At 77.0% G+C, this 12,353-nt stretch carries 10 protein-coding genes; 5 read left to right on the forward strand and 5 right to left on the reverse strand.

Annotated features, from left to right (window positions below; genetic code table 11):
* The first annotated feature begins 40 nt into the window (after positions 1-40).
* Entirely contained in the window at positions 41-838 is a 798-nt protein-coding gene (locus AC3CHW_RS23170) for an SDR family NAD(P)-dependent oxidoreductase (RefSeq protein ID WP_488467724.1), read from the forward strand.
* A gap of 46 nt (positions 839-884) precedes the next feature.
* Here AC3CHW_RS23170 and AC3CHW_RS23175 read toward each other — a convergent pair whose 3' ends face one another.
* The 4 genes from AC3CHW_RS23175 to AC3CHW_RS23190 all read right to left on the reverse strand — a co-directional run bounded on the left by AC3CHW_RS23175 (position 885) and on the right by AC3CHW_RS23190 (position 6,571).
* Positions 885-2,168, reverse strand: a complete 1,284-nt coding sequence (locus AC3CHW_RS23175) for an AAA domain-containing protein (RefSeq protein WP_488471142.1) — start codon at positions 2,166-2,168, stop codon at positions 885-887.
* 155 nt (positions 2,169-2,323) lie between these two features.
* A complete protein-coding gene (locus tag AC3CHW_RS23180) occupies positions 2,324-4,222 on the reverse strand; it encodes a hypothetical protein (RefSeq protein WP_488467725.1) in 1,899 nt (632 codons plus the stop codon).
* A complete protein-coding gene (locus AC3CHW_RS23185) occupies positions 4,213-5,589 on the reverse strand; it encodes a hypothetical protein (protein ID WP_488471143.1) in 1,377 nt (458 codons plus the stop codon). The genes AC3CHW_RS23180 and AC3CHW_RS23185 overlap by 10 nt, the downstream gene beginning before the upstream one ends.
* Positions 5,534-6,571 (reverse strand): phosphatase PAP2 family protein, encoded by a 1,038-nt coding sequence (locus AC3CHW_RS23190; RefSeq protein ID WP_488467726.1) that lies wholly within the window; start codon positions 6,569-6,571, stop codon positions 5,534-5,536. The genes AC3CHW_RS23185 and AC3CHW_RS23190 overlap by 56 nt, the downstream gene beginning before the upstream one ends.
* 273 nt (positions 6,572-6,844) lie before the next feature.
* Between AC3CHW_RS23190 and AC3CHW_RS23195 the strand changes: the two genes are divergently transcribed.
* On the forward strand, positions 6,845-7,462 hold the full coding sequence (locus AC3CHW_RS23195; protein WP_488467727.1) for a histidine phosphatase family protein: 618 nt from the start codon (positions 6,845-6,847) through the stop codon (positions 7,460-7,462).
* A gap of 89 nt (positions 7,463-7,551) precedes the next feature.
* Here AC3CHW_RS23195 and AC3CHW_RS23200 read toward each other — a convergent pair whose 3' ends face one another.
* On the reverse strand, positions 7,552-9,342 hold the full coding sequence (locus AC3CHW_RS23200) for an NsdA family TPR-like regulatory protein (RefSeq protein ID WP_488467728.1): 1,791 nt from the start codon (positions 9,340-9,342) through the stop codon (positions 7,552-7,554).
* 610 nt (positions 9,343-9,952) lie between these two features.
* Here AC3CHW_RS23200 and AC3CHW_RS23205 point away from each other — a divergent pair.
* The 3 genes from AC3CHW_RS23205 to AC3CHW_RS23215 all read left to right on the forward strand — a co-directional run bounded on the left by AC3CHW_RS23205 (position 9,953) and on the right by AC3CHW_RS23215 (position 12,312).
* Positions 9,953-10,375, forward strand: a complete 423-nt coding sequence (locus tag AC3CHW_RS23205) for a hypothetical protein (protein ID WP_398612047.1) — start codon at positions 9,953-9,955, stop codon at positions 10,373-10,375.
* A gap of 75 nt (positions 10,376-10,450) precedes the next feature.
* Positions 10,451-11,491 carry a spermidine synthase gene (locus AC3CHW_RS23210; RefSeq protein WP_488467729.1) on the forward strand — a complete coding sequence of 347 codons (1,041 nt, stop codon included), beginning with the start codon at positions 10,451-10,453 and terminating at the stop codon, positions 11,489-11,491.
* Positions 11,492-11,544: 53 nt separating this feature from the next.
* Entirely contained in the window at positions 11,545-12,312 is a 768-nt protein-coding gene (locus tag AC3CHW_RS23215; RefSeq protein ID WP_488467730.1) for an MFS transporter, read from the forward strand.
* Positions 12,313-12,353: the final 41 nt, after the last annotated feature.

Here is a 12,353-nt window from a genome sequence, read left to right on the forward strand (position 1 = left end):
GGACTTGAGAGTCCAAAAACAGCTCCGTACGTTCGCCGCCATGACACAGCGACTGGCCGGCAAGACGGCCCTCATCACCGGTTCGACCAGCAACATCGGCCGCTCAGTGGCCCGCCTCTTCGCGGCCGAGGGCGCGCACGTGATCGTCTCCGGGCGCGACGCCACGCGAGGGGACGCGGTCGTGGCCGCGATCCGCGCCGACGGCGGGCGCGCCGACTTCGTACCCGCCGACCTCGACGGCGGCTCCGCCGCGAGCCGGGCGCTCGCCGCCGCCGCCCGCGCCGCGCTCGGCCGCCCACTCGACGTCCTGGTCAACAACGCCGGCGTCTTCCCGCCCGCCACGACCCTGGAGACGGACGACGCGACCTTCGACCGGGTGTACGGGGTCAACGTCAAGGCGCCCTTCTTCCTCACCCAGGCCGTGGTGCCGGAGATGATCGACAACGGCGGCGGGGTGATCGTCAACCTCGGGAGCTGGGTGGCCCGCCTCGGGCTGCCGGTGGGCGGTCTCTACAGCTCGACCAAGGGCGCGGTGGAGACGCTGACGCGGGCCTGGGCCGCCGAGTTCGGCCCGCTCGGCATCCGGGTCAACGCGGTGTCGCCGGGCGTGATCCGGCCCCCGGACCTCGCGCCGGACGCGACGTACCCCGGCGAGGACCTGATGACGGGCACCCCGGCCGGCCGGAGCGGCCACCCCGACGCCATCGCCGCCGCCGCGCTCTACCTGGCCGGCTACGAGGCCGAGTTCGTGCACGGAACCGTCCTCGACGTCGACGGCGGCCGGACGGGGGTCGCCGTCCTGGCCGCCCCGCCGGGCGCCCGCCACCACGCCGGGTGAGCGACCCCCGGCGGGCGCGCCTGACCAGGGGCGGGGCGGCTCGGGCTCAGGGGCGCCAGCGCACCCGGTGCTCGTTGAGGTGGGCCAGGACGGCGTAATTGGCCTCCCAGCCGTCCGGAAACTTCATACTCACGCCGAGCCGCACCGGCTCCGTCGACGGGTGGTCGTCCAGCAGCTCGGGCACCCCGGCCCGGCACACGACGACGCACGCGTGCCGGTGTCGGGAGGCGAGCACGCACAGCCGGCCCGTCTCCAGGTGGAAGGCGGTGGCGTCGGGCCGGCCCGACAGCGGGTGCAACACCACCGTGACGTCGAACTCCCGCCCCTGGAGCCGGTTCGCGGTGTCCACCACCACGCCGGAGACGCCCAGGTCGGCCAGGGCCGCGCGGACGGCCGCCGCCTGGTCGCGGTGGGCCGTGCCGACCGCTATCCGGGCCGCCGTCAGCGGCACCGGATCGGGGGAACGCTCGCTGGTCGCGGCCCCGCCCCGGTCCAACAGCCGGCGCACCACCAGGGCCACCGCGCGCACCGCCTCCGGGTCCGTGCGCGGAGTGTGCCGGGCGGGCAGCTCCAGCAGGCCCCAGCCCGCTTCGGCCGCCGCGTCCAGCACCCGGTCCACGCCCGAACCGTCCGACGCCACCCCGAACGACAGCCGCCGATCGCCGTGCTCGGTGCCGCTGCGGAAGGGCGTGTACGGGTAGAAGGCGGCCGAGACCAGCGGCGCGGCCGACGCGGGCAGCCGCCACGAGACCGGCAGCCGGTGCTGCGGCAGGCCGGGGTTGTGTGCCAGGAGCGTGGTGACGGCGCTGGCCGACGGGTCGTACGAGAGCCCGGACCACTGCTCGGCGCCCACCACGCTGAACGGGTCGAGCTGTCCGGGATCGCCGACGAACAGCGCCCGCTCGAAGAGTCCGGCGACGGCGAGCAGCGCGTCCGAGCGCATCTGGTACGCCTCGTCCACGATGGCGTGCTGCCACGGCTCGACGTTCTTGGTGTGCGCCCACTTCGCGGCCGTCGAGATCACCACGTCGAGCCCGGCGAGGTCGCCCACCTTCGCGGAGGTGCGCACCGCGGGCAGCGCGTTCAGCGCGGGGTCGTACGCCGTGGCGTCGCTGCTGTGCAGCCGGCCGATGGGCAGCTCGGGCTCCGCCTCGGCCAGCCGGATCACCAGGTCGTCCACCTGCGCGTTGGTCTGCGCGACGACCATCAACGGGCGGCCGGCGGCGGCCAGCTCACGGGCCGCGCGCACCACCAGCGTCGACTTGCCCGCGCCGGGCGGCGAGTCGACCACCACGCCGCGCTCGGCACCGGCCATCGTGTCCCGCAGGATGGCGGCCGTGGCAGCCGCGGCGGCGGCCCCGGGGTCGAACCCCGCCCGGCCGGCCGGGTCCGCGCGGCCGACGGAATCGGCATCGAAGGGGCCAGCGGGGACAGCGGGGCCAGTGGGGTCGGCGAGGCGTGCGGGGGCGGCGGCGTCGGCGTCGCTCACAGGAAGTCCTCGTCAGTCACGGGGTCGGGTTGGTAGGCGGGGTCGAACGGTGGCGCGCCGGAGGCGCCGACCAGGGCCGTGGCGCCCGCGTCCGCGTCACGGGCCGCGTCAGCGGCGCCGGCCGCGTGACCCGAGGCCGCGCCGTCACCCGAGGCCGTGGTGCCGGCCCCGGCCAGTGGGGCGCCGGCCCCGGCGAGTGGGGCGGCGGGCTCGGCCAGCGGGGCGGCGGGCTCGGTGCGCAGCGGTGGGCCGCCGTGCGTCCACGGGGTCTGCTCGGGGTCGGGCAGCTCCGGGCCGCCACGCGGGGCGTGCTCGAACAGCGTCCAGCACACCCGGTCGCCCTCCTCGGGCACCGAACCGGGCTCCGGCTCCCTGCCCCGCCCCATGCCCCCGGTCAGCCGCAGCACCACCAGCGGCGCCGCCTCGCCACCCGCCGCCGGGTCGGAGCCGCCCGCCGTGCCGTGCGCCTCGCCCGTCCCGTGCGCCTCGTACGCCACGAACTCAGCCGTCTGCGTCCTGCCGTCGGGCAGCGCGCGGTAGACCTTGACGCCCTCGTCGAGCAGCGGGCGGTCGTCGGTGCGCACGGTGACCAGCGGGCGCGGGCGCGGGACCTTCGCCTGCGAGTACGCCATGACGACCTCGGCCACCTCGCCCGCGAACGCCTCGCCCGACAGCCGCCGGGCCGCCATGACCAGCGGGTCGTCCAGCGCCTCCTGGGCGTCGAGCTGGGCCTGCGCGGTCTCGCGGGCGGCCAGCTTCCGGGCGGCGGTCACCGCGTCGTCCCACTTGGGCTGCGGCGGCTCGCCGGCCCGCACCCGGTCCCGGTGGCCCGTGTACGACCAGCGGTCGCGCTTCCACCGGTCGGCGACCCTGCTCCCGGGCGGCAGCGCCCGCAGCAGGTCGACGCCGCGCCACAGCGCCTCCCAGGTGGGCCGGAGCTGGCTGGCGACCAGCTCCCGCACCTCGCCCTCGGCCGCCGCGACGTCGGCGGGCACGCCGCGGGTCCGCGCCGCGTCGTACCGGGCCATGGCCGGGGCCAGCAACCGGTTGTCGAACGCCGGGTCCGTGGCCGGCCCGGCCGGCGGGCACAGCAACTGCCCCCGGTCGTCGCGGGCCGTCTCGGCGCGCAGCGCCGCCTCCGGGCCCGCGAGCCCGGCCGGCGGGTCGATCCAGGCAAGCAGCGCGCCCAGGTGCTGGTCCTCAAGCCGGCTCTGGCCGGTCGCCCAGTGCTGGCCCAGCAGGTCGGTCAGCGCGAGCAGCAGCGAGGAGCCGGGCACCCGCGCCCGCTCCCCGTAGTGCGTCAGCCAGCGCCCGAGCAGCGGCACCCGGGCCGGCGCGGCCCGCGGCACGTCAGCCTCGCGCGGCCCCTCGCCCGGCTCGGCGGCGCCCGGGCCCGACGCCAGCAGCGCGCCCTCGCGCGCGCCCGTGCGGTCCTCCGGCTCGTGCTCGGCCGCCCGGCGGAACCGCATCGAGCGGCCGAGCAGCCGTACGAAGTCGATGCCGGGGCCGCTGGGCACGAGCAGTTGCGGGGCGTCGGCGCACAGCTCGACCTGGACCGTGACCCGCTTGCCGGTCTCGGGGTCGGTCTCCTTGCGCTCCTCCCACTCCACCTCGTCCGCGCCCGCGGCGAAGTGCGGCAGCATCTCCTCGGCCAGCGCGGCGAGGAAGGCGAAACGCAGGTCGCGGTCGCGCGGCTGGGGCACCACCAGCAGCCGCGGCGCGTCCCGGTCCGTGCCGACCAGCGCGCCGAGCGGCGCGCCCGCCTCGCCCGCGGTGGTCAGCGGCACCAGGGCCAGCGGCCGGTCCGCCAGGTGTCGGTGTCGCACCGTCGTGGTCGGCAGCGCCCGCCCGCTCCGCATGGCCTCCATCCGCGCCAGCGTCGTCATCAACGCCATGCGACCTCCCCGGAGTCCGTGACCCGGCCGGCTGGCCCGGGGGTCATGCCCGCCTCCGCCAGCGCCTGGGCGCGCAGCGCCGCCGCCCGGCGCAGGGCGCGCACGGCCGGGTCGGCTTCCTGGTCCGTGTCGGCTTCCTGGTCCGGATCGGCTGGCTGGGCCGTGTCCGACGGCTCGGCCGGGTCGGTCGCGGGTCGCTCGCCGAGCGCCGCCCCGAGCACGGCCTCCACCGTGGTCAGGCCGCCCAGCTCGCCCCGCACGCCGCGGCCGAGCACCTCCACCGCGCCCGCGGCCCGCGCCGCCTGCCGACAGTGGAAGGCCAGCTCGCACGAGGCCAGGCAGTCCGGTACGTACGCCGCCGGCACCGCGTCCACCGTGGCGGTCAGCTCCGCCACCGGCCGCGTCGGCGTCTTGCCGTCGTCCGCGAGCCGGAGGTCGAACGTCGCGTCGCCCGGCAGCTCGGCGGCGATCTCCTCGATCCGGGTCAGCCGCGCGAGCTGGCGGCTGGTCACCGAGAGCTGCTTGCGGACGTCGATCAGCTCGGCCGTCGGGAGGTTGGAGAAGTCCTTGGGACACACGAGCAGCGCGCGCTGCCGCACCAGGCCGGCCGCCCCCACGGTGCCGTCCAGCGGCCCGCTCAGCCCCGCGTCGGCCCCGGCCGGCGCGTCGTCCCGCGCGGCCGGCACACCTCGCACGGGGCCGCCCTCGGCGGCCACCGCTTCGGCCAGCTCACGCAGCGCCAGCACGTACACCGCCGCCTGTCGCGCCGCCGCGCCCACCTTCGTCGGGTCGGCCGAGCCGTCCAGCACCGGGAACGACTTGATCTCCACGACGGTCCAGCTCCCGTCCGGGTGCACCACCAGCGCGTCCGGCTCCAGATACGCGGGCGAGCCGGCCACCTCCACGCTCACCATGGGGTGCCGCAGCACGGCCCACCGGCCGGCGGCCGTGGCCTGCGCGAGCGCGAGCCGGGTGCGCTCCGTGCGCCCCGCGGGGCCGTCGGCCACCAGCTCGGGCGCGTCGACGCCGTCCCGTGGGGGAGGGGGCCCGGGGTCGCTCAGCCGCTCCCGCAGCAGGGCGACGAGCTGCTCGCCACCGTCCGCGGTGACGCGGGCCTCGAAGACGTGGCCACGCTGGTGGGCGAACTGCGACTGGCCGAACGGCGCGGGCGAGCCCAGCGCCCTGGCCAGGGCCGGCTTGTCCACTCCCGCGCCGTCGAGCAGCGCGCGGCGGCGGCAGCCGGGGTTGGCCGCGAGCGCCGCCAGCGCGCGGGCGTCCAGGGGCCGCGGGGCGACCCGTGGACCCCGCAGTTCAGCGAGCCGCTGCCGGAGCGCCGTCCGCTGGGGCGGTGGCGTTTCGGTCGGCATCTCGCGTCGACTGTTGAGGGATGTGCTCACCCGCCGAAGTCTCGCACCCACCACTGACACTCGGCGCGCTCACCCCGAGATCGGGATCGGCGGCAGCGTCGGCGACCAGCTCGGCCCTGGGCGCGTCGGCGGCCACCAGGTCAGCCGCGGCCGGCTCGGCACCGGCCGCCGCCCCGAGGCCCGCGTCGGCCGGCGCGCCGTTCGTCCGGCGCGCCGTGAACCGCGCCCAGACCCGGTCGGTCAGCCGCAGCGCGGGCCGGGCGAGCAGGAAGCCGAGGCCCATCACGGCCGCGCCGGCCGCCGCGTCGAGGAAGTAGTGGTTCGCGGTGCCCATCACGATGATCGTGGTGAGCAGCGGGTACGCGACGCCGGCGGCCTTGGCCCAACCCGACCTGCCGTGCCGGTACAGCGCGATGCCGCACCACAGGGACCAGCCCACGTGCAGGCTCGGCATCGCCGCGTACTGGTTGGTCAGCCCGCCGAGGCCACGCGGCGCGCTCGCCTCGCCGCCCCACCAGCCGTACGACCCGTACTGCGCCATCGTGTCCACGAAGCCGTGACTGGCGTCGAGCAGCCGGGGCGGGCAGGTGGGCAGGGTGATGAAACCGATGAGACCGATGAGCGTGGAGAGCATCAGCCAGGTGCGCATCACCCGGTACTGGGTGGGGCGCCGCTTCCACAGCCAGACCAGGATCGCGGGCGTGACGATGTAGTGCAGCGACGCGTACGCGAAGTCGGCCGGTATGCCGAGCGACGCGTGCTTCGTGAACAAGTCGTTCAGCGGCGTCTCGAAGTCGATGTGCAGCGCCTGCTCGAACTCCAGGATGCCGAGGCCGTGGTCGACCGCGCTGGACACGGAGCCCCGCGCCAGGAGTCGGCCGGCCGAGTACGCGGCGTACACCATGGCGATCAGCGGCAGCTCGGCCCACCAGCGGGGCTGAGTGCGCTGTGGTGTCCCGGTACGGGGCGCGGTGTGGGGCATCCGGTCGGTCTCCCAAGTGTGATCAGGCGGCCAAAGGCGCGCAGTCAACCGTACGGTCTCCGTGCGACAACCCGCGCACCACCCCCGGCGAGTGCGGCGAAACGCCACGTTTACCCGTTGTTGGGGTTTCCCTCGGTCGTGGTGCGCAGGGAACTAGACGCCACGGCGGCCCAGCGGGTTGCTCATCGAACTCGTAGGCGATGATGGGCGACGGGTCTCCGGCATGCCGGACCTGCCCCACTAACCCCCCGAACGAGCGAAAGGCTCCCCGCCATGCCAGCACGCATCCTGCTGGCCCGCCACGGACAGACCGCGTGGTCGCTGTCCGGGAAGCACACGGGCCGCACGGACATCCCGCTCCTGGACGAGGGGCGCGGCGGCGCCAAGCTGCTGGGCGAGCGGCTGCGCCGCGGGCCGTGGAACGGGCTGCCGGGAGTCGAGGTGCGCACCAGCCCCCTGGTGCGCGCCAGCGAGACCTGCGAACTGGCGGGCTTCGGCGACCGCGCGACGCCCTGGGACGCGCTGCTTGAGTGGGACTACGGCCCGTACGAGGGCATGACCCCCGACGCGATCAAGGCGGGTCGCCCCGACTGGCTGATCTGGCGCGACGGCGTGCCCACCGACGTACCGGACGCCGCCACCCCTGGCGAGTCGGTGGCCGACGTCACGGAGCGCGCCGACTCCGTCGTGGCCTGGGCCCGCTCCGCCGACCGCGACGTGCTCGTCTTCGCCCACGGCCACATCCTGCGCGCGCTGGCCGCCCGCTGGCTGGGCTTCGACCTCTCCTTCGGCGCCCGCATCCGCCTCGACCCGACCTCGCTGTCCGTCCTGGGCTGGGCGTACGGCGAACCCGCCATCGAGCGCTGGAACGACACGGGCCACCTGGCCTGACGGCGGCCATCCCGCCCGACGGCGGCCACCTGGCCCGACGGCGCGCCGCGCCCCTCACGGGCGCCGCGCGGGCGCCGGGTGTCAGCCGCTCACGCGGGCTGGGCCTCGCGGTGGCGGGCCAGGAAGCGCGCGACGCCCGGCTCCCGGCGCCACGGCCGCAGCCCCTGGGCCAACTCGTCGACCATCGCCCGGACGCGGGCGGACCGCACCTGGCCCGACAGCGCGAGCACCCGCTCGCCCGCGGCGGCTGCCTCGTCGGGCGCCCGCCCGCCGAGCAGGTCGGTGGCCAGCTCCGCGGTGAACAGGGCCCGGTTGCGTACGAAGTGCGGTCCCTGGAGGGCCACCGAGCGCCGCGCGAGCTCCACCGCCCGGTCCCACTTCCGCAGCGCCGACCAGCACTGCGCTTCGAGGCCCGCCGCCTCGGCCTCGCCGAAGAACGACATCCACTCCGGATCGGCGTCCGAGGGCCCCCGGTCGAACAGCCGCTGGGCGCGCAGCAGCGCCCGTACGCAACCGGCCTGGTCCGCGAGGCCGGCCCGGCCACCGGCCTCGCGCAGGGCCAGCAGCGACAGCAGCCGGGGCGAGGCCAGCGAGCGCGCCGCGCGCTCGGCGGCCTGCGCGGCCCGCACGGCCTCGCGGGGCCGGCGCGCGTCGCGGGCGAGGAAGGCCATGTTGCAGAAGGCGTGCGCCTCAAGCGCCGGGTCGCCCGCCAGCCGCGCGGTGGCCAGCGCCTCCGCGTAGTGCGAGCGCGCCCGCGCGATCCGGCCCGAGTCGTGGGCCAGCCAGCCGACCGAGATGGCCAGCTCGCCCGCGGCCTGGTGCAGCCGGTCGCTGACGGACTGCCGTTCGGTGCCGGCGTCGAGGAGTTCGTAGGCGGCGCTCAGCGGCTGGGTCGCGCCACGGTAGATGCCGTCACCGCCGTGCTGGTCGTCAAGGAGCCGGATGTGCCGTACGGCCTCCTCCAGGGCCGCCGCCTCCGCCGCGCCGACGCGTCCCTGCGGCCGGGGCACGCGCGGCAGCGGTGGGATCGGCGCGCGGCGCGGCACCCGGGCCGCCCGCGCACCACCCGGCGCGGCGCCCGGGGCGCCCGCGCCCCGTGATCCCGCGCCGTCGCCGGGCGCGGCGGCCCAGGCGGAGCCGAGTTCCAGGGAGACGGCGGCCACCGTGGCGGAGCCGATGGTCATGAAGGCGCGACGGTGCACATCGCTCTCCTCGTGGCGGTGGGGTGGGCCGCCCGCCGTCGGCCCGGCGGGGGAGTCGGGAGCCTCCGGCGTACGCGGGTGGGCGTACCTGGGGAGGGAGGCGGGGGAGGGCGGCGGCCCCGGCGGGCGCGCCGGCGGCTGCCCGGCGCGCGGCGCCGGAGCCTGGGTCGGGGGCTGCGCCCGGGTCTGGGGCCACGGCTTGGCCTGGGCCGGCAACCGGGGCGGAGCCGGGGGCGCGGCCGGTGGTCGGGCCGGTGGCTGGGCTCGCGACTGGGTCGGCGGCTGGGCCTGCGGCTGGGGCCGAGGTCGGGGCGCGGGGGGCGGGCCGGGGGTGCTCGCGTCCTCCGCTACGGGCTCCTCGCGCGCGCCGGCGTCCGCGCGCCCCGAGGCGTCCCGTGGGCCGTGCCCGCGCACGCTCGCGCGCGGGGCGAAGCCGAGGTCCGTGAGGGAGCGGCCGGGGAACATGTGCCGGAACACCCGCTCGTACGCGTAGTTGGGGCAGCGGATCGCGCCGGACTCGACGCGTCCGATGTAGCGGGCGTCGCAGGAGACCTGTTCACCGATCTCCCGGGCCGAGCGTCGCACGAGCGCCGCGAACTCGCCCGGCGACAGATGCCCGCGCAGGCGTCTGAAAGCCGCGTTCAGCCGCGGCGGCGAGGGTTCGGATGCCGAGGCCATGGTGGTGCCCTCCTGGCGATCTCCGCTGCGGGCGGCGCCACGAGCGGACCGGTGCCGTGATCGACGGCACGACCGTACCGACTGTGCTGGCGCGATCACGTGCGGTTTAGCTACAAAACGGATATCTCACCCGTGATTTGCCATGAAGTGCCATCCTTTGCGGCGGCGTTGCGCCGTAGCTGTTGACGTTTTGTTGCGTTGGTTCCTGTAGACCATGGCAGTCACGCGGAGGAAGGGGTTCCCCTTGCCGGACGTCACACCAGCCACCGGGGCAGACGCTGACGGCTCACGGATGCCCGCACAGTTCCGCCACCGCCCCAGCGAGGAGCGCAGCGCGTCGCTTCCGGGCGCCCGGTCACACCCGGGAGCCGGCCGCGACGCCGCCGCACCGGGCGGTGACGTGTCCGAGGACTGCGGGGACCGCGACCTGAGCCCCCCGCTCGACGGACCCGTCACGCACGAGGCCAGCCGCCCCGTCGAGGCGGACGAGCCCGCCGGCACGACGCACGCGCGTGAGCGCGCCGACCGCACGCCCCGCGCTGCCGACACCGGCCCCCCGCCCCACCCCGAGCACACCGAGCACCCGGAGTACGCCGCCCCGCCGCGGGCCGTGGCCGAGTCGGCGAGCGGTGCCTGCGACGTGGTCACCGTGCCCGCCCGGCAGGGCTTCGAGGTCGTGGACCTGCTGCGGCTGCGCGCGTCGGGCGGTATCGGACCGGTCCTGCACGACGACGCGTGCCGCACCCTCGGCTTCGTCGTCCCCCCCGGCACGGCCGCGGGGTGGGACGTACCGGGCAGCGCGTGTACGCGGGCGCACGGCCGAGGCCCGCGCTCCGGCGCGCGAGCGGCCCGGACCGTGGCCCCGTACGGCGCGCGGGAGGCGGGGGCCGAGGACGCCGCGCCCCCGGTGCCGGGCGCCGGCTGGCTGGTGCCGCCCGCGGAGGCGTACCGCGACGCCACCGACCCCGCCGTGCTCCGCGCCGCGCTCGGCGAGGCTGCCCGGGTGATCGAGGTCATCGACCGCAGCCACTGACGCGCGGCCCCGCCCGCGCGGGGTCCACCGCTGACCGGGCCGACTGCCCGGCCAGCGGTGATCGATACTGGTCGGATGGCACGAGGCAAGCGCGGACGGCAGGGCAACGCGGGTCGGAGCGGGCGCGCGGACCGCGCCCGAACGGCCGCGGACGAGCGGGCCGACGAGCGCGGCGACGACGCGGCGCACGCGCCCGACACAGCAGACACAGCGGACACGACGGGTGCGGCCGACGCGGCGACCGGCCGGGCGCGCGGTGGGCGCACGCGCGGGCGGGCCCGCGCCGGGGAGCCGGTCAGCGCGCGGGTGGACGGTGGCCGCGCCGAACTGGTGCCGGACCGGGACCGGCCGCGCGGGCGCACCCTGCTGATCGACGGCGCCCCGCAGTCCCACGTCGACCTCGACGACCCCGGCTACCTCGACTTCTCGTACCAGCGCCGGCTGGGCCACGTGGCCGACCTGGTCGCGCCCCCGGGACGGCCGATCCAGGCCCTGCACCTCGGCGGCGGCGCCTTCACCCTGGCCCGCTACATCGCCGCGTCCCGGCCCCGCTCCACGCAGCAGGTGGTGGAGGTGGACGGTCCGCTGGTCGCGTTCGTCCGCCGCGAACTGCCCCTGGAGAGCGGCTGGCGCGTCCGGGTGCGCGGGGGCGACGCCCGCGCGGGGCTCGGCAAGGTGCCCGACGGCTGGGCCGACCTGATCATCGCGGACGTCTTCAGCGGCGCCCGCACCCCGGCGCACCTGACCAGCGCCGAGTTCCTCGCCGAGGCGCGCCGCGCCCTGCGCCCCGGCGGGTGGTACGCGGCCAACATCGCCGACGGCGCCCCGCTCGCCCACCTCCGGGCCCAGGTCGCCACCGCCCGCGCCGTGTTCGCCGAGACCTGCCTGACCGCCGACCCCGCCGTGCTGCGCGGGCGGCGCTTCGGCAACGCGGTCCTGCTGGCCGGCAACGGCGCGCTGCCCGTCGCGGAGCTGACCCGCCGCGCGGCCAGCGACCCGCACCCCGGACGGGTCGAACACGGCCGCGCCCTCGCCGACTTCACCGGCGGCGCGCGCCCGGTCTCCGACGCGGACGCCACGGCGTCCCCTGCCCCGCCCCCCGCCGCCTTCGACTAACGGCCTTCCGTACGGGGTACGCGCGTCCGCCGCGTCAGCCCCCTACGTCCGCGATGTTCGCGGCGTTCGCGGTGTTCGCGGTGTTCGCGGCCACGGGCCGCGAGGTGGCCCTGCTGGCGCCGGGCGGCTGGCCGGTCCAACTCCTCGCACTGCCCCGGATGGCGCCCCACGGCACGGCACGGCTCGGCACCCTGGGGGAGGTGCTGCGGCGCCCGGGCTTCGGCGTGGGCATCGCGGGGATGCTGCTCGTCCACGTCGGGCACTACGCGCTGTTCACCTACATCCGCCCGGCGCTGGAAGACGTGGTGCGGGTGAGCGCCGGCGCGTTGACGCTGCTGCTGTTCGCCTTCGGAGTGGCGAACCTCGTGGGCACGTTGGCGGCCGGATGGCTGCTGGAGGTCAACCTGCGCCTCACCCTGGCGCTGACGCCGGTGCTGATGGGCGTGGCCGCGCTGGGCCTGGCGCTCCTCCCCGCCGGGCGAGTGGGGTACGTCCTGCTCGTGGTCCTCTGGGGGCTGGCCTTCGGCGGTGTGTCGGTGGCCTGGTCGAACTGGGCGACGCGGATGGTGCCCGACCAGGCGGAGAGCGCGGGCGGACTCGTGGTGGTGGGTGTGCAATCGGCCATTGCCGGCGGGGCCGCGGCGGGTGGCGTGCTGTTCGGCATGGGCGGCGTCACCACCGTGTTCACGGTCTCCGGCCTCGTCCTGCTCGCCTCCGCCCTGCTGATCGTGGCCCGGGTCGAGGCGCCCCGCCACGACGTCCCTCGCCGAGATGGCTGGTCCTCGTCGTCCCGGCCGCGGCGTGCGGAGCGATGTGGCTAACGTGGCGAGGTCGGCGGCCGGGGAGTTGCCCGGCGGCGGAG

Source organism: Streptomyces sp. MGP-BFMKR1 (genome assembly GCF_057766585.1).

Coding starts and splice junctions, on each gene's coding strand:
- AC3CHW_RS23170 (WP_488467724.1), top strand. CDS start 41: ATGACACAGCGACTGGCCGGCAAGACGGCCCTCATCACCGGTTCGACC.
- AC3CHW_RS23180 (WP_488467725.1), bottom strand. CDS start 4,222: ATGGCGTTGATGACGACGCTGGCGCGGATGGAGGCCATGCGGAGCGGG.
- AC3CHW_RS23185 (WP_488471143.1), bottom strand. CDS start 5,589: ATGCCGACCGAAACGCCACCGCCCCAGCGGACGGCGCTCCGGCAGCGG.
- AC3CHW_RS23190 (WP_488467726.1), bottom strand. CDS start 6,571: ATGCCCCACACCGCGCCCCGTACCGGGACACCACAGCGCACTCAGCCC.
- AC3CHW_RS23195 (WP_488467727.1), top strand. CDS start 6,845: ATGCCAGCACGCATCCTGCTGGCCCGCCACGGACAGACCGCGTGGTCG.
- AC3CHW_RS23200 (WP_488467728.1), bottom strand. CDS start 9,342: ATGGCCTCGGCATCCGAACCCTCGCCGCCGCGGCTGAACGCGGCTTTC.
- AC3CHW_RS23210 (WP_488467729.1), top strand. CDS start 10,451: ATGGCACGAGGCAAGCGCGGACGGCAGGGCAACGCGGGTCGGAGCGGG.
- AC3CHW_RS23215 (WP_488467730.1), top strand. CDS start 11,545: ATGTTCGCGGCGTTCGCGGTGTTCGCGGTGTTCGCGGCCACGGGCCGC.